The organism is Vibrio sp. 1288, assembly GCF_033344475.1.
The window spans coordinates 39,225-56,466 of record NZ_JAWPOX010000031.1 but is presented as its reverse complement, the minus strand read 5'-3'; the positions used below and the strand labels follow the sequence as shown (position 1 = coordinate 56,466).

Below are 17,242 nucleotides of genomic sequence, written 5' to 3'. Positions count from 1 at the left end.
TTACCCAGATCGATACCAATAAGCGCAATGTTTTCCATGATGGTTCTCCGAATGAAAGCCTGTCCTCAGCATAGTACTGGGAAGGAGGGAGTGACCATCTCATTAAAAATCGTACGTTAAGGTTTTCCGGGCAGCCTTAGCGGCCGAAACTTCCCGTCCTCCAGCCTGCGGCTCTGCCGCCAGACATAATCGCCGGTCAGGTTGATGTGCTCCCACCCCAGCGGCGACAGGTATTGCAGCAGCTCGCTATCCACCGACTTCCCCGCTTCGCTCATCGCCTGGGTGGCGCGTTCCAAGTACACCGTGTTCCACAGCACGATGGCGGCCGTCACCAGGTTGAGACCGCTGGCCCGGTAGCGCTGCTGCTCGAAGCTCCGATCCCTGATTTCGCCGAGGCGGTTGAAGAACACCGCCCTGGCCAGGGAGTTGCGCGCCTCGCCCTTGTTCAGTCCGGCATGCACGCGGCGACGTAGCTCTACGCTTTGCAGCCAGTCGAGGATGAACAGTGTGCGCTCAATCCGGCCCAGTTCGCGCAAGGCCACGGCCAGACCGTTCTGGCGCGGGTAGCTGCCGAGCTTGCGCAGCATCAGCGAGGCAGTGACGGTGCCCTGCTTGATCGAGCTGGCCAGGCGCAGGATGTCGTCCCAGTGGGCGCGGACATGCTTGATGTTCAGGGTGCCGCCAACCATTGGGCGCAATGTCGGGTAGTCCTGGACGCTATTCGGAACATACAGCTTGGTTTCGCCGAGGTCGCGGATGCGCGGTGCGAAGCGGAAGCCCAGCAGGTGCATCAGGGCGAAGACGTGATCGGTGAAGCCAGCCGTGTCGGTGTAGTGCTCCTCAATCCGTAGGTCGGACTCGTGGTACAGCAAGCCGTCAAGCACATAGGTGGAATCGCGCACGCCGACATTCACCACGCGGGTGCTGAACGGTGCGTACTGGTCGGAAATATGGGTGTAGAACAGCCGCCCCGGCTCGCTGCCGTACTTCGGGTTGACGTGCCCGGTGCTTTCACCCCGACCGCCCGCCCGGAAGCGCTGGCCATCGGAAGAAGAGGTCGTTCCGTCGCCCCAGTGAGCGGCGAAGGTATGACGGTACTGGTGGTTGACCAGCTCGGCTAGGGCCGCCGAGTAGGTTTCGTCTCGGATGTGCCAGGCTTGCAGCCAGGATAGCTTGGCGTAGGTCAGGCCGGGGCTCGACTCGGCCATCTTGGTCAGCCCGAGGTTGATCGCATCGCCCAGGATCGCTGACAGCAGCAATGTCCGGTCTTTGGCCTCGGCACCGTCCTTCAGGTGGGTGAAGTGGCGGCTGAAGCCCGTCCAGTCGTCCACGTCCATCAGCAGTTCGGTGATCTTGATGCGCGGCAGCAACTGGCTGGTCTGGTCGATCAGCGCCTGCGCGGTATTGGGCACCGCGGAATCCAGTGGGGTGATCTTCAGCCCCGACTCGGTGAGGATGGCATCGGGCAGCTCGTTGTCCTTGGCCAGGCGGGTGACGGTGGCCAGCTGCTCGTCCAGCAGCTGCAAGCGCTCTTCCAGGTACTGGTTGCTGTTCGGGTTGATCGCCAGGGGCAGAGCCTGCGCATGCTTGAGCGCGGCGAACCTCTCTGCCGGCAGCAGGTAGTCGTCAAAGTCGCGGAACTGCCGCGAGCCCTTGACCCAGATGTCGCCGGATCGCAGCGCGTTCTTCAGCTCGGACAGGGCGCAGATTTCGTAAAAGCGCCGGTCGAGGCCTTCCGGGGTTATCACTAGCGGCTTCCAGCGCGGCTTGATGAAGGCGGTGGGCGCATCGGCCGGCACCTTGCGCAGGTTGTCGGCGTTCATCTCGCGCAGGGCCTGCACGGCCGCCAGCACGCCTTGCGCAGCCGGGGCGGCGCGCAGTTCCAGCACCTCCAACAAGGCCGGCGTATAGCGGCGCAGGGTGGCGAAGTTCTCGCCAACCAGGTGCAGATGGTCGAAGCCCTCCGGCCGGGCCAGCAGCTCGGCCTCGCTGACGCTCTCGGTGAACTCGTCCCAGGGAATCACCGCCTCGATGGCGGCGTAGGGATCGCTGCCGCTTTCCTTGGCCTCCAGCAGGGCCTGGCCGATCTTGGAGTACAGGCGCACCTTGTCGTTGATCGCCTTGCCTTGCTTCTGGAACTGCTGCTGATGCTTGTTCTTGGCGCTGCTAAACAGCTTGACCAGGATGCGGTCGTGCAGATCGACCAGCTCATCAATCACGGTCGCCGTACTCTCCAGCACCACGGCGGCCAGGGTCGCGTAGCGCCGCTGCGGCTCAAACTTACCGAGGTCTTTGGGCGTCATCTGCCCACCCTCGCGGGCCAGCTTGAGCAGGCGGTTCTGGTGGATGTGCCGGCCCAGAGCTTCGGGCAAATCCACCAGCTGAAATGTCTTCAGCCGCTCGATGTGTTCGAGCATGTGCCGGGAGTTCGGTTTTAGTGGGGCCTGCCGCAACCAGGTCAACCAGGTGATGCTGCTGCCGGCCTTGAGCTTCAACAGCTCGTCCAGCTTGGCCCGATGCGAGTCCGTGAGTGGTTCGACGAGGGCGCGGTAGACCCGGCGATTGGCCCGCGCAATGGCTTCCGAGCAGGCCCGGTCAATCACGCTCAGCGCCGGCAGGATGCGCCGCTTCTGCCGCAGACTCTCCAGCGCCTGGCCGGCCAGCAGCAAACCCTTATCGGTCTGCTGGGCCAACTCGGTCAGCTCGCGCACCAGGGCGCGGAAGTCGGACAGGCCGAACGGGGCCAGTTGTAGGTAGGTGCGCAGTTCCTGGGCGTGCTCGCGGCGAGTCACGTCGCGTTCGCCGTACTTCGCCCAGCTCGCCGGGTCGGCCTGAACTTGCTTGGCCACCCACTGGATGACCGGCTCGGGCAGCTCACTGTCAGTACCCAGTGCGTAGCCGGGGTAGCGCAGCAGGCAGAGCTGCACCGCAAAGCCCAGGCGGTTGGCGTCGCCGCGCCGCTGGCGGATCAGCGACAGGTCGGAGTCGTTGAAGGTGTAGTAGCGGATCAGGTCATCCTGGCTTTCTGGCAGCGCAAGCAAGGTGTCTCGCTCAGTGGCCGAGAGAATCGAGCGACGCGGCATGGTTCAGTCGTCCGTGCGAAGGTACTGGTAGAGGGTTTCACGGCTGATGCCGAACTCGCGGGCGAGCTGAGCCTTCGGCTCGCCCGCAGCGGCCCGCTGCCGCAACGTGATGGCTTGCTCGTCGGAGAGGGCTTTCTTGCGGCCCCGGTAGGCACCGCGCTGCTTGGCCAGGGCGATGCCCTCGCGCTGCCGCTCGCGGATCAGGGCGCGCTCGAACTCGGCAAAGGCACCCATGACCGACAACATGAGGTTGGCCATGGGAGAGTCCTCGCCGGTGAACACCAACCCCTCCTTCAAGAACTCGATGCGTACACCGCGCTTGGTCAGCTTTTGCACCAGACGGCGCAGATCGTCGAGGTTGCGCGCCAGGCGATCCATGCTGTGCACCACCACGGTATCGCCTTCGCGGACGAATCCGAGCATAGCCTCCAGTTGCGGGCGCTGGGTGTCCTTGCCTGAGGCCTTGTCGGTGAACAGCTTGCCGATCTCGACCTGCTCAAGTTGGCGTTCCGGGTTCTGGTCATAACTGCTGACTCGGACGTAACCGATGCGTTGTCCCTGCAAGATGCCTCCATAGGCTGGATGGGCGGTAGGGCTTACGTTGGTTTTTGGTTCCATTGCGCCCGAAGCCTTGAATTTGTCAGGCTGAAATCTATGACCTTGGCAAGCATGTGTCAAAGAATGTGAAAGCGGACTCTATTCTGACGGCGCGGTGCGGCCTTGCCTGACATCCAGTTAGGGTATGCCTCAGTCTGACAGTGATGAGTCGCAGGCGTTCGGATCGGCATCGGTTTCGCTCCCGGTCTTGGCGCGCGCCTGGAAGCGCTGATAGCACTCCAGCCCGCAGAAGTGCTCGACGTATTCCGCGCCTTCCGGGGTGAAGGCGGCATCGAGCGGGATTTCCTTGCAGCACACGCAGCAACTGGTGGCAGTCGGATCATTTGCATTCATGGTGGCACCCCTCCATTGACTGACGAAGACGGCGAATGCCGCCGCCGGCATCGGCTTGGCGAACAGGAAGCCTTGTCCTGTGTCGCAGTCCGCTTGTCGCAACAAATCAAGACTCGCCGATGTTTCCACGCCTTCGGCCACTACTTCCATGCCAAGCCCATGCGCAAGCTGAATCACGGTGCGCACGATGGTCTGGTCGCGGTGGTCGTTGGCGAGTCCGGCGACAAACGATTGGTCGATCTTGAGCGTGCTGATGGGGCAGCATTTCAGGTGTTGCAGGCAGGAATAGCCGGTGCCGAAGTCGTCGGCGGCGAAGCGCACACCGATCTGTCGCAAAGCTTCCAGGGCGGGGAAGATCGCCGGATCACCGAACGCAACCGATTCGGTCAGCTCAATTTCAAGATACGCGGCGGGCAACCCGGCATCGGCCAGCACGCCCTTTACCCACTTGTCGAAATCTGGCCCCACTTGGCTCGCCGAAACATTGACGGCCAGCCGGAACGGTTGCCATGCCAGCACCCGCCAGTCGCGCATTTGACGGCAGGCTGCGCCCAGCACCCATGCGCCGATTTCCGGCATCAGGCCGGACGATTCGATCACGGGCAGGAACTGGCCCGGCGGCAACAGTCCGAGCGTCGGATGACGCCAGCGCAACAGGGCTTCCGCGCCGACAATCTGCTCACTGCGCAAATCGACAATCGGCTGGTAGTGCAGCTCAAGCTGCCCGCGCTCGACCGCCTGCGCCAGTTGCGCCACTGTCCATTCAATTGGCTGGGAAGCGCTCATGATCGACCTCTGAAGGCCCGCAGCAGCCGCGTCACAGACAGGACAAACAAGCCGGTCAGCGTGAGGGCTGCAATACCCCAGTGCTCGCCGATGAACGCGCCGGCCGTCGTGCCGGCCAGCACAATGGCGAGAATCGGCAAATGACAGGGACAGGTGAGCACCGCCAGCGCACCCCACAGGTAGCCGGTGAACGGCTTGTGTGTCTCGGCCGGCATGCGCTCGGGGCTGTTCATGGCAAACTCTCCGCATGCTGTGCCGGCGCGGTCGGCATGGCGGCCAACTGCACTTCCAGATTGGCCAACGCTTCGCGCCGGCGTTCGACGAACTGACGCAGCACAGCAAGCTGCGCGGCAGTTTCATCGCAGTTCGCCGCATCCAGCGCCCGGCACAGCCGCGCCAATGCGCCGAGGCCGATGCCCGCCTCGAAGGCGGCCCGCACGAAGCACAGTCGCTGCAAGGCGGCGTCATCGAACAGGCCGTAGCCACCCGTGGTGCAGGCGACTGGCCGCAGCAATCCGCGCAGCAGGTAGTCGCGCACGATATGCACGCTCACCCCGGCATCAAGGGCCAGCCGGGACACCGTGTAGGCGTTCATCGAACACCTCCTTTTGGTCGGTTCACGGCAATGCATATACCGTTTCGCCGAGTTCAATCCGCGCGCTGCGAATCCGATGCCGGTGCCGTAGAACATTGGGTCGATATCCGATCACGGTGTCCTAGATGACATGGTCTGCAACAGATGTCGATTAAACTCCTGGCCCAAGCCGAAAGCCTCGTGGACACTGACGATCGCCAATCCTTCCAATCCTTGATGCTTGGAGGCCCAGTCTTCCGCCGTCGGGACAGATGCAAAGAAATGTACATGGCAACAGAAGGACTGACGAACGTCGGCTGCTTCCTGCGGCAATACCAAGGACACCGCCATGCCGGCAGGTTCGACAGCCTGTATCTCGCTGGGTGAAACCGTGAGTGAAACGGGTGCTCCGGTTGCAGCGCAATGCGATGAGACGCGAGCTGTACGGCCGATCAGCGCCGGAAATATCAAGGTGTCCAGCGCGCACCAGGCATACAGACGGCGGTCGTCAATTTCAAAGACATACGAAGTCTCGCGCAAGGTGAGGCCGTAGCCGATGATGTTCCCATCTTTGTCATATTCGGTACTGGTGGCCTGTTCGAGTACGGCGGCCACTCGCTCAGCGGGCCAGTCGAGAATCCCGGCAAGTGTCGTTCGTGAAACCGGACGCCCCTTGGCGAGTTCCCGCAGTAGCGGGACCAAGAGATCCGCAGTACCATTGGTACGATTGACCGAAGTGAGACGTTCTAAAATATATGGGGCGAGCTTCATGGTTCCATCTCCTTTCATCCTGCGCAGCAGGACAATTGTTTGACATCCTTGGTGAAGGTCTGCGCCGCGAGCTTCAGCCCCTCGACCATCGTCAGGTAGGGGAACAACTGGTCGGCCAGTTCCTGCACCGTCATGCGGTTGCGAATGGCGAGAACAGCCGTCTGGATCAATTCGCCGGCTTCCGGGGCGACGACCTGCACGCCGATGAGCCGTCCGCTACCTTCCTCGATGACCAGCTTGATAAAGCCGCGTGTGTCGAAGTTGGCAAGCGCACGCGGCACGTTGTCGAGCGTGAGCGTGCGACTGTCGGTTTCGATCCCGTCGTGATGCGCTTCCGCTTCGCTGTAGCCCACGGTTGCTACTTGCGGATCGGTGAACACCACGGCCGGCATCGCGGTTAGATTGATGGCAGCATCCCCTCCGGTCATGTTGATCGCGGCACGGGTGCCGGCCGCTGCCGCCACATAGACGAATTGTGGCTGGTCCGTGCAGTCGCCGGCCGCGTAAATGTGTGGCGTGCTGGTGCGCATGCCCTTGTCGATGACGATGGCACCCTGCGCATTGACGGTGACTCCCGCCGCGTCGAGTGCCAGGCTGCGCGTGTTCGGTGTCCGTCCGGTAGCGACCAGCAGCTTGTCGGCACGTACTTCACCGTGTCCCGTGGTCAGCACGAATTCGCCGTTCACATGCGCGACCTGGCTGGCTTGCGTGTGTTCCAGTACCTTGATCCCTTCGGCACGGAAGGCCGCTGTGACGGCCTCGCCGATGGACGGGTCGTCGCGGAAGAACAGCGTGTTGCGAGCTAGGATCGTGACCTGGCTGCCCAGCCGGGCGAAGGCTTGCGCCAGTTCCAGCGCGACCACCGACGAGCCGATCACGGCTAGGCGTTCGGGAATGGTGTCGCTGACCAAGGCCTCGGTCGAAGTCCAGTAGGGTGACTCTTTCAGGCCCGGAATCGGCGGCATGGCCGGACTGGCACCCGTGGCGACCAGGCAGCGGTCGAACATCACGACGCGCTCACCACCCTCGTTCAAACTAACGATAAGGCTCTGGTCGTCCTTGAAACGCGCTTCACCGTGCAGAACGGTGATGGCTGAATTGCCGTCCAGGATGCCTTCGTACTTGGCATGACGGAGTTCTTCGACACGGGCCTGCTGCTGGGCCAGCAGCCGCTCGCGCAAGATCGTCGGCGGTGTGGGTGGCATGCCGCCGTCGAATGGGCTTTCCCGGCGCAGATGGGCGATGTGGGCGGCGCGGATCATGATCTTGGACGGCACACAACCGACGTTGACGCAGGTGCCGCCGATGGTGCCGCGCTCAATCAGCGTGACCTGCGCGCCTTGCTCGACGGCCTTCAGTGCTGCCGCCATCGCGGCTCCACCGCTGCCGATCACGGCGACTTGCAACGGGCGCTCGCCGCCGCTGCCCTTGTCGGCGGCACCCATCCAGCCGCGCACCTTGTCGAACAGCCCAGTGCGGTTGTCGGTCGGCGGGGCATCGGCGAGCATCGCTTTGTAGCCCAGGCCAGCCACGGCGGCGGTCAGTGCGTCCGGCGCTGTGCCTGGATCAAGGGCGAGCTGGGCCGCGCCCTTGGCATAGGACACTATGGCAGATTGGACGCCGGGTACTTTTTCCAGCGCTTCCTTGACGTGCGCCGCGCACGAGTCGCAGGTCATGCCGGTGATTTTTAGATGGGTCATGCGACAGATCCTTTTTCGTTTGTGGTAGCAGACAAGGGCGTCAGATGTGCTGCGCTGCCGTTTTCAGTGCCTCACTTCTTGACGCTGGACGGATAGCCCGCGTCTTCGGTGGCCTTGGTCAGCTTCTGCACGCTGGTCTTGGCATCATCGAAGGTGACAACCGCTTCGCGTGTCTCGAAGGTCACGTTAACTTTGCTGACGCCTTCGACCTTGGAAATCGCCTTCTTAACGGTGATCGGACAAGCGGAGCAGGTCATGCCCGGTACGGACAGCGTGACGGTCTGGGTGGCGGCCCACACGGGGGCAACAACGGCAGCGATGGCGAGAGAGGCAAACAGTTTTTTCATGATGAACTCCTGTGATTAATAGAAAAATGGCATGACGTAGGGAAATCCGAGCGCGACCAGAACCAGCGCGGCCACGACCCAGAAAATGAGCTTGTAAGTAGCGCGCACTTGGGGAATCGCACACACATCCCCTGGTTTGCAGGCTTGCGCCGGTCGGTAGATGCGCCGCCAGGCGAAAAACAGCGCCACCAACGCCGCGCCGATGAAGATCGGGCGATAAGGTTCCAACACCGTCAAGTTGCCGATCCAAGCGCCGCTGAACCCCAGGGCGATCAGAACCAGCGGCCCCAGGCAGCAAGCCGAGGCGAGGATGGCGGCTAGCCCGCCAGTGAAGAGCGCCCCGCGCCCGTTTTGAGGTTCAGACATACGCTTGTCCTTTCAAATCTGGATTGGATAGCTTAAGCTTACTTCCGTACCAATGTACGGAGTCAAGCGATATGGAAAAAAATTTGGAGAATCTGACTATTGGCGTTTTCGCCAAGGCGGCCGGGGTCAACGTGGAAACAATCCGGTTCTATCAGCGCAAGGGCTTGTTGCCGGAGCCGGACAAGCCCTATGGCAGCATCCGCCGCTATGGCGAGGCGGATGTGACGCGGGTGCGCTTCGTGAAATCAGCCCAGCGGCTCGGATTCAGCCTCGACGAGATCGCAGAGCTGCTGAGGCTGGATGACGGCACCCACTGCGAGGAAGCCAGCAGCCTGGCCGAGCACAAGCTTCAGGACGTGCGCGAAAAAATGACCGACCTGGCGCGCATGGAAACCGTGCTATCCGAACTTGTGTTCGCCTGCCATGCGCGGCAAGGGAACGTTTCTTGCCCGCTGATTGCTTCGCTGCAAGGGGAGAAAGAGCCGCGTGGTGCCGACGCGGTGTAGCCGAGGGTAGTTACGCCTTAGCGTGCTTTATTTAATGAGATGGTCACTCCCTCCTTCCCGGTACTATGCTGAGGACAGGCTTTCATTCGGAGAACTATCATGGAAAACATTGCGCTCATTGGTATCGATCTGGGTAAAAACTCTTTCCATATTCATTGCCAGGATCGTCGCGGGAAGGCTGTTTACCGTAAAAAATTTACCCGGCCAAAGTTGATCGAATTTTTGGCGACATGCCCCGCTACAACCATCGCAATGGAAGCCTGTGGCGGTTCTCACTTTATGGCACGCAAGTTGGAAGAGTTGGGGCATTCCCCAAAGCTGATATCACCACAATTTGTCCGCCCGTTCGTTAAAAGCAATAAAAACGACTTTGTCGACGCCGAAGCTATTTGTGAAGCTGCATCGCGTCCGTCTATGCGTTTTGTGCAGCCCAGAACGGAATCTCAGCAGGCAATGCGGGCTCTGCATCGTGTCCGTGAATCCCTGGTTCAGGATAAGGTGAAAACAACCAATCAAATGCATGCTTTTCTGCTGGAATTTGGCATTAGCGTTCCCCGAGGAGCTGCCGTTATTAGCCGACTGAGTACCATTCTTGAGGATAATAGTTTGCCTCTTTACCTCAGCCAGTTATTGCTGAAATTACAACAGCATTATCACTATCTTGTTGAGCAGATTAAAGATCTGGAATCCCAGTTGAAACGAAAGTTGGACGAAGATGAGGTTGGACAGCGCTTGCTGAGCATTCCCTGCGTCGGAACACTGACAGCGAGTACTATTTCAACTGAGATTGGCGACGGGAAGCAGTACGCCAGCAGCCGTGACTTTGCGGCGGCAACAGGGCTTGTACCTCGGCAGTACAGCACGGGAGGTAGGACGACATTGCTGGGAATTAGTAAGCGAGGTAATAAAAAGATCCGAACTTTGTTGGTTCAGTGTGCCAGGGTATTCATACAAAAACTGGAACACCAGTCTGGCAAATTGGCCGATTGGGTCAGGGATTTACTGTGCCGGAAAAGCAACTTTGTCGTCACTTGTGCTCTGGCAAACAAGCTGGCCAGAATAGCCTGGGCCCTAACGGCACGACAGCAAACTTATGTAGCATAACGGCAGAAATACACCGGTTTAAAGAATTACTGATCTGGTTTTGCGAATACTGATATTGATGATACTAACGGCCCACCGGCCTGTTGAGGAACCTGTAAAACGGAAAGGCTCATTGAAGCCGTATATTTTCTGGAGGTTCATCAGGCGCGGAACTCATCGAGGCGCGGGAATAAAATCCCATTCAGACGCCGGATAGATTCAAGCAAGCCAACTTGTCGTCAAAATCGGTGTTGCAAAAACGGGAGTGACCATAGATTCCGTTTTCTGAGACGACCCCTTGTAGGATTGGCTGTATCTGGGGACACTATAACCGTCAAAGAAGCCGGTTTGGTGTTGGTCATTGGGGTTATCCTGTGGATCTATGGTATAATCTTAACCAAGGTCAGCAATTCCTAAGGGGGTCAAATGGACGCTTTCACATTAGGCATGTTGGGGTTGCTCATTTTTTTCACTGTCGTCACTGGCGGCAGTCTGTATCTCTACCATGAGAAACAGAAGGAAAAAAAGCATCACAACGCCTAAAGAGTAACTGCGACAATGAACGTAAAGGCCAGCAATAGCTGGCCTTTTTTTATACTTGCAGTTTGAGGTGTTACATGTCACGATAAGGTAAGTGTGACATGTAACGGAAAAGGTGATTTTTTGAAAGTATCCAATGAAGATGCTCAGGCTACGGCGATCTATCTCCTCAGAGCTGCTTCGCGCCCAGCTTTCTGGCGTGACGTCCCATTCGATAAGAAACTTGAAGCCGTGGACAGCCTGAACAGCATAGGGCGATCACCATCAGAACTCACTGAATGGATTAATAAATACCTGACAGCAGAGCAAATCAATAAACTCGGGACATCAATTAGGCAACGTCGCAGAAGGGGATATGGTGTTGGTAAAAGCATAACTATAAGCGATAAAGCCCACAGGATTTTGAAGCGGTTGTCAGAAGTCGATGGTTGCAGTTTGTCAGAAGTGATCGAGAAACGCCTAGCCCGAGCTTATAAAAATACATGGGACCATAAATAGAGTGACACTAGGGGTTGCATTTTTAAAACCCGTGATAGCATCTAAATGAACCCAAACGAATAGGGGGGCTGGCGGCGATGCCGACCATTATCCCGACAATGGAGAAATAGACCATGATGACATTGACTACCGTCTCGAAGAAAACTTCAAATAATTCAGCCCTTGTATTCTGGCGCGTTGGTACAAAACGGAAAGGCATCCTTGATGTCCATATTGATTTTGACCACGAAGAAGCGGATCTTTTGGCTGAGCTCGTAGCCATTCGCTATCTGGCGCTGGACAAACAGGTTTTTTGCAGAGAGCCAGGTGCTGGTGCTGGTTACAAGCTGGTGGTATCCAAAGGTGCAATCAAGAAGCTGGCGCTGGGCAAATCCACCAAGGCTTTTGCTTTCAAGTTTGCGGCTTGCCTCACTGGGCGTTTAAAGGGCGCTACTATTGAAGTCTCGCAGAGCATGGAGTTTATGGATGAGCCGGGAGAGGGCAACATTGAGCTCCTCGATGTGGACAAGCAAGCCTATACCCAGACCCATGACGAAATATCTACACCTGCCATTGGCCCCGTCCTGGTTACTCAACATGCCATCGATCAGTATCAGGCCCGGATAACCTCTGGAGACCCTAAAAAACCGTGGGCCTCACTTGTTGGCCGCCTCCAGCATCCAGAGTTACAGGTTCAGCCCTTTGACGAGAAAGTGGCTCGCCATAAAGCCAGAAAGTATGGCCGCGTAGATAACGTGGAAGTCTGGGGCCATAGAGATTCCAAGTTCAAGTACCTGATGGTGATCAACGACGACAACCAAAAACGTGTTCTTGTCACAGTGTTTGAGCGAAATGAGTAACCTGCTTCTCATTTGTTCTGAATACACAACCTCTCCAAATCACGTATTCATACCCTAAAAGGGCAATAACGCAGTCGTTGATAACGACTCTCCCACCTGAAAATAGCTCCAGCATAAAAACTGGAGCTGTAAATGAGATCGAGACCTTCCCTTTTACTGATGCGAAACCTGCGGTCATTGGCCGTTGTGGTGCTCGCAACTTTGCCATGCGTTGCTTTTGCACAATGGCGGGTTGTAGCCGTGAGCACCGAAGTAGACAAAATGCGCTTCAACACCATCATAGACGCGCATTCCTTCATGAAGAATTATCGCTCTGGTGAGGAGCAAGGGAAGGGAACGCCAGTTGGGGATGCGCTTTATCCGGTTGCCAGTTATGGTGATGGCCGTTATGTCTCCAGGATCTGTTTTAAGTATCTAGGTGCTACTGGCGATTATGACCCCACTACCTGCACTGGCGACCCAGCTACGGTCTACTGGCGCTCAACCTATGTTCTGCCGGGTGAGATGGATAAAACACCGTTCCTGGACAGGGATCTCGGCTTACCAACAACGACCATGTGTGTAGGGAACCCTATCCATCTTGGCACCGGCAACAAGTTCCAGGCTGAACTGGATTATCAAAGCGGAGGCTCCGACCCTTTCACATTCACCAGATACTACAATAGCCACCTTCCTGATGAAGAGCTCGGCGGCTGGCGGCATACCTACTCGCGGAGCGTCGAGGTCAACGCCTCGAAGTACGGTGAGAACATGGTTGTCCTGCACCGGCCAGAAGGGCAACAACTCGCGTTCTACAACTCGTCCTCTGTCTGGGTGCCAACATGGAAAACCGATGATACCTTGACGAAGGATGCTACCGGCTGGCGCTACACTCAATCTGACGGGGTAGTCGAGGCCTATGATGAAACCGGACGACTGACCGGCATCGAGAAGCCCAACGGCAATCACATCACCCTGAGCTATCTGAACGGAGAGCTATCCTCGATCACTGACGGCTTTGGCCGCACCATCCAGTTCCAGTATCAAGATGGCCGCATGGTCAGTGTCACCGATCCTGCTGGTGGCAGTATTCAGTACCAGTACAACAGCGCTGGCAAGCTGGCGGAAGTGATCTACCAGGACAATACGAGCCGCAGCTATCTCTACGATGACCCGAATGCACCGGGTTTGCTCTCTGGGCTGGTGGACGAGAACGGCAACCGTTTCGCCACATGGGGATATGATACTCAGGGGAGAGCGGTTCTAAGCGAACACGCCGGGGGCGCAGAGAAAACTCAGGTAAGCTACAACGCTGACGGAAGCGTCTCTGTCACCAATGCCCTCGGCCACGTTCAGCGATACACCTACAGTCGCCACAATGGGATGCTCAAGCCTGATGTGGTTGAGGGTGCGCCGTGTACCGGCTTTGTGGGCGGCAAGGAAACCTACGTCTACGACAGCAAAGGCCTCGTCTCCAGCATTACTGACCGCGCTGGGCAGAAGCGCACGTTCACCCATAACGACCGGGGATTGGAAACCACCCAGATAGACCAGGACGGGGGTAAGGTTACGACCGACTGGCTTCCTTCCAAGTCGCTCCCGGCAAAAATCACAGAACCAACCAGGATCACTGAGCTCACCTACGACACTCATCTCCGGGTGATAAGCCGCAAGGTCACTGATCGCAGCTCGGGCGCTTCCCGGACATGGACCTACACCTATGCCCCTGTTGGTACAGGAAAGCCGAGCCTGTTGGCCTCGGTTGATGGTCCGCGCACCGACGTCAGCGATGTTACGACATTTGACTACGATGACCAGGGCAACCTGATCCGGACAACGAACGCGCTGGGGCAGGTGACGCAGTTTGGTGACTACGACGCGAACGGTCGCGCCGGGACCATTCAGGGTGTCAATGGTGTAACCCAAACCCTCACCTATGACGCCAGAGGAAGACTTGTCAGCTCCACTGGGCCAGAAGGAACCACGGTCTACAACTATGATGCTGTGGGCCTCCTGAGTTCGCTGACCAAGCCAAATGGTGCAACCGTCAGCTATGAGTACGACGCTGCACATCGGCTGGTGGCGGAAACAGATGCACAGGGCAACCGGCGCGAGCTTGAGCTCAATGACCTCGGGAACCCAGTAGAAGAGCGACTGCTCGATGCGCTGGGCCAGACCCGTTGGATAGAGCGCCGGATCTTCAACGAAATCGGCTGGCTCTCCAGTGTCTCCGACGCCTATAGCAATCAGTCATCGTTTTCCTACGATGTGGTGGCAAACCTGATACAGGAGACCAGTCCCTCTGGTAACACACACTCCTACAAGTACGACGGCTTCCATCACCGGACACAAACGACCGATCCCCTCGGGAAGGTCACGCAGGTGCTCTACAAGGATACCGGCGATGTTTACCGTGTCTCCGACCCTCGTTCGCGCCTGACCTACTACAGCTACAACGGCTTTGGCGAAGTGACCCAGGTCCGGAGCCCGGACACCGGCACCACCGACATTACCTATGACGAAGCCGGTAACGTGGCAACGCGCAAAACGGCCAAGGGGCAAACCACAAGCTACAGCTATGACGCGCTGAACCGGATCATCGAAACCTCCAGCGATGTCGCTGGCGAATCGCCAATTCTGTACGGGTACGACGAAGCAACCTCACCATACGGCATAGGCCGCTTGACCTCAGTCGATGATGGCAACGGTGTCCGGAGATTTGGCTACACCCCCGAAGGATGGCTGGCTTACGAAACCTGGGAAACCCACGGGCAGAGCCTGACTACCCAGTACCAATACGATGGTGCAGGCCTCGTCACGAAGATCACGTATCCCAGTGGCCGTGAGGTCTCCTACACCCGTGACTCAGCCGGTGACGTCATCGAGGTGACAACGACACAAGCAGGCACCACAACAAACCTGGCAAGCCAGATTGAGCGAGCGCCCTTTGGCCCCGTCACCAGTATGGTCAGAGGGAACGGCATTTCAGAAAGCCGCACTCTGGATCTCGATTACCGTGTCACCGGCATCGACGCTGCTAGGGTGCATTCGCTGGTCTATCGGTACACGCCAGACTCGTTGATTTCAGCCATAGACGACAATCTCAGCTCATCAGTCAATCAGTCACTCGGTTATGACGCGGTTGGCCGCATCACCTCTGCTGAGGGGATCTATGGCGTTTTGGGCTATGGCTATGACGCCACCGGCAACAGGACCTCGATCACGACCGATGGCCTGAGCCAAAGCTACACCATCAACTACATGAACAACTGGTTGGTGAAGGCCGGGCAAACCTCCAGAAGCTATGACGCCAATGGCAACCTGACGAAGCAGGGGGCGGATACCTTCACCTATGACAGCCAGAACCGGCTGGTGGCCGCAACGGTCGCGGGAGTGACTGTAAGCTACACATACAACCATCTGGATCAGCGTGTAACCAAGACCCTAAACGGGCATACCCGGCTGCTGGTTTACGACCTGGCAGGAAACCTCATCGAGGAGCTGGACGCGGCCACTGGAGACGTGCTGGCGGAGTACATCTGGCTCGATGGGACACCCTTGGGCTTTGTTCAGTCAGGACAGACCTACCAAGTCCACGTCGATCACCTGGGCACCCCGAAGGCACTGACCGACGTCAGCGGCCAAGTCGTTTGGAAGGCGAGCTACAGCCCGTTCGGTAAGGCCAGCATCATCATCCAGGGGCCAACCTTCAACCTGCGATTCCCAGGACAGTATTACGACGCGGAGACCGGGTTCCACTACAACTGGCGGCGTTACTACGACCCAGCGACCGGGCGGTACATTACCAGCGACCCTCTTGGCCTGATCGATGGAGTAAACACCTACGGGTATGTGCATGGAAACCCTATGTCCAATACCGACCCGACGGGTGAATTTGCGTTTGTTGGTGCAGGTATTGGAGCTGGGTTGGAGCTACTTAGCCAACTAATCGAAAATAATGGGAGTTGGAAATGTGTTAGTTGGTCAAAAGTTGGAATCGCCGGAGCGATTGGGGCTATAGGTGGCGGCTGGGCGTCAGGAGTTTTCAGACATGCCAGCTCCGGTAAATCGTGGTTCAAATTAAGCCAAAAATGGAGCAATGTCTCACCCAGAGTAAGGAAAGTTCAAGGGGTTCCACGAGGTAATGAGCTTCACCATTGGGCTATTCAGAGAAATGGCAAGTTTGGCAAATATGTTCCTGACTCAATAAAAAACCATCCTTGGAACTTGAAGTCCATTCCAAGAGATATTCACCAAAACATTCACGGCAATGGACCTACCCCATATAGCGCATTTGGTCGTTGGTGGCACGGGACGCCTGAATGGGCAAAAGTAGCTCAAGCCTCTCCTGTTAGTGGTGGTTTAGCTGATTCAATAAATGATGAGGGATGCGGTTGTGCAAATTGAATTTCCAGCGCTGCTTGTGAGCAGCAAGAAAAGGTCGCTCTTCGTAGTGGCATCAGAATCCGAGTTCGGGAAATGTACTATTCAGTCTTTGAGGAACGGTTATTTTGAGCTGATGGACATTTATGATTCGGAAGGTCGTCACTACAAAATAGACGAGGTTGCGAGCTACAAGCCGCTAAGTCCATTCTGGTACTGGCCTGTAGAAATTGTGATGTATGGTTCTCGACTGTTTAAGGCTAATTTCAATGCTGTTCTTATCTCTAATCTGGATTGCAAGGAGTTAAAATCTGAACTTTGTGATTTGGCTAAAAAGTACAGAAGTAATTTGGATTCCGGCGTCGGAATTGAAAAGATTATGGAGGAAATGGAGTCTGCCAGAACAATTAAAGAATTGATAAAGGTTTTTGGCTAGTTATTCATTGAATACGCTGGTGTTAGTCTAGCTAACCGACGCCAGCGGCCAAGTGTTTGGAAGGCGAGCCATCATAGAGTCAGTAGAGAGAGATACTTTTGGAAATCAATAGTATTATGATTGGTACAAATGAGTTGTAGCTCCATATTTTAAAGGGGGATTTCAGAGAAATGAAGAATAAGAAGGTAATAACTTTGATAATGGCCGCAGCCGCATCATGCTCGTCAGTCTACGCCGCGACATTACCGACCAGTGAGGTAGACGCATACATACTTGCGATGAACACCATGTCACCTATCACTGCAAAGTACACCATCTAGTACAAGCAAGCGGTTGAGCAGAAATGCAATACAGCCCTGAGCGTTGAGCAGCTCAACTCAAAGGCATTCACCAATGTTGT

At 57.1% G+C, this 17,242-nt stretch carries 16 protein-coding genes; 7 read left to right on the top strand and 9 right to left on the bottom strand.

Annotated features, from left to right (window positions below; all coding sequences use genetic code 11):
- Nucleotides 1-116: 116 nt before the first annotated feature.
- The 9 genes from R8O11_RS19415 to R8O11_RS19370 all read right to left on the bottom strand — a co-directional run bounded on the left by R8O11_RS19415 (nucleotide 117) and on the right by R8O11_RS19370 (nucleotide 8,578).
- Entirely contained in the window at nucleotides 117-3,083 is a 2,967-nt protein-coding gene (locus R8O11_RS19415; RefSeq protein WP_034064681.1) for a Tn3 family transposase, read from the bottom strand.
- A 3-nt stretch (nucleotides 3,084-3,086) separates the two neighbouring features.
- Entirely contained in the window at nucleotides 3,087-3,647 is a 561-nt protein-coding gene (locus R8O11_RS19410) for a recombinase family protein (protein WP_034064682.1), read from the bottom strand.
- A 183-nt stretch (nucleotides 3,648-3,830) separates the two neighbouring features.
- On the bottom strand, nucleotides 3,831-4,820 hold the full coding sequence (locus R8O11_RS19400) for a DUF3330 domain-containing protein (RefSeq protein ID WP_001276635.1): 990 nt from the start codon (nucleotides 4,818-4,820) through the stop codon (nucleotides 3,831-3,833).
- Nucleotides 4,817-5,053, bottom strand: coding sequence for a broad-spectrum mercury transporter MerE (gene merE, locus R8O11_RS19395; RefSeq protein ID WP_001087810.1), 237 nt, complete (start codon nucleotides 5,051-5,053; stop codon nucleotides 4,817-4,819). The genes R8O11_RS19400 and merE overlap by 4 nt, the downstream gene beginning before the upstream one ends.
- Nucleotides 5,050-5,415 (bottom strand): mercury resistance co-regulator MerD, encoded by a 366-nt coding sequence (gene merD / locus R8O11_RS19390; RefSeq protein ID WP_000995361.1) that lies wholly within the window; start codon nucleotides 5,413-5,415, stop codon nucleotides 5,050-5,052. Before merD ends, merE begins: the two co-directional genes overlap by 4 nt.
- A gap of 111 nt (nucleotides 5,416-5,526) precedes the next feature.
- Complete coding sequence (merB, locus tag R8O11_RS19385; RefSeq protein WP_000761850.1) at nucleotides 5,527-6,165, bottom strand: organomercurial lyase MerB; 639 nt, start codon at nucleotides 6,163-6,165, stop codon at nucleotides 5,527-5,529.
- 14 nt (nucleotides 6,166-6,179) lie between these two features.
- Nucleotides 6,180-7,865, bottom strand: coding sequence for a mercury(II) reductase (gene merA, locus R8O11_RS19380; RefSeq protein WP_000149288.1), 1,686 nt, complete (start codon nucleotides 7,863-7,865; stop codon nucleotides 6,180-6,182).
- Between the two features lie 71 nt (nucleotides 7,866-7,936).
- Nucleotides 7,937-8,212, bottom strand: a complete 276-nt coding sequence (merP, locus tag R8O11_RS19375) for a mercury resistance system periplasmic binding protein MerP (protein WP_000732290.1) — start codon at nucleotides 8,210-8,212, stop codon at nucleotides 7,937-7,939.
- 15 nt (nucleotides 8,213-8,227) lie between these two features.
- Nucleotides 8,228-8,578, bottom strand: a complete 351-nt coding sequence (locus tag R8O11_RS19370) for a mercuric transport protein MerT (RefSeq protein WP_001294666.1) — start codon at nucleotides 8,576-8,578, stop codon at nucleotides 8,228-8,230.
- A 71-nt stretch (nucleotides 8,579-8,649) separates the two neighbouring features.
- On the opposite strand from R8O11_RS19370, the gene R8O11_RS19365 reads away from it, so the two are divergent.
- The 7 genes from R8O11_RS19365 (at nucleotide 8,650) to R8O11_RS31830 (ending at nucleotide 17,162) form a co-directional block, all read left to right on the top strand.
- Entirely contained in the window at nucleotides 8,650-9,084 is a 435-nt protein-coding gene (locus tag R8O11_RS19365; protein WP_000414383.1) for a mercury resistance transcriptional regulator MerR, read from the top strand.
- Nucleotides 9,085-9,183: 99 nt separating this feature from the next.
- Nucleotides 9,184-10,188 (top strand): IS110-like element IS4321 family transposase, encoded by a 1,005-nt coding sequence (locus R8O11_RS19360; RefSeq protein WP_000427623.1) that lies wholly within the window; start codon nucleotides 9,184-9,186, stop codon nucleotides 10,186-10,188.
- 642 nt (nucleotides 10,189-10,830) lie between these two features.
- Nucleotides 10,831-11,205, top strand: coding sequence for a hypothetical protein (locus R8O11_RS19345; protein WP_000868820.1), 375 nt, complete (start codon nucleotides 10,831-10,833; stop codon nucleotides 11,203-11,205).
- Between the two features lie 113 nt (nucleotides 11,206-11,318).
- Complete coding sequence (locus tag R8O11_RS19340; protein WP_000988731.1) at nucleotides 11,319-12,044, top strand: hypothetical protein; 726 nt, start codon at nucleotides 11,319-11,321, stop codon at nucleotides 12,042-12,044.
- 132 nt (nucleotides 12,045-12,176) lie between these two features.
- Nucleotides 12,177-16,430, top strand: coding sequence for an RHS repeat-associated core domain-containing protein (locus tag R8O11_RS19335; RefSeq protein WP_001257735.1), 4,254 nt, complete (start codon nucleotides 12,177-12,179; stop codon nucleotides 16,428-16,430).
- Nucleotides 16,420-16,842: a hypothetical protein gene (locus tag R8O11_RS19330; RefSeq protein WP_001165345.1), complete on the top strand. Its 423-nt coding sequence runs from the start codon at nucleotides 16,420-16,422 to the stop codon at nucleotides 16,840-16,842. Before R8O11_RS19335 ends, R8O11_RS19330 begins: the two co-directional genes overlap by 11 nt.
- A 170-nt stretch (nucleotides 16,843-17,012) precedes the next feature.
- Nucleotides 17,013-17,162, top strand: coding sequence for a hypothetical protein (locus R8O11_RS31830; protein ID WP_001326395.1), 150 nt, complete (start codon nucleotides 17,013-17,015; stop codon nucleotides 17,160-17,162).
- Nucleotides 17,163-17,242: the final 80 nt, after the last annotated feature.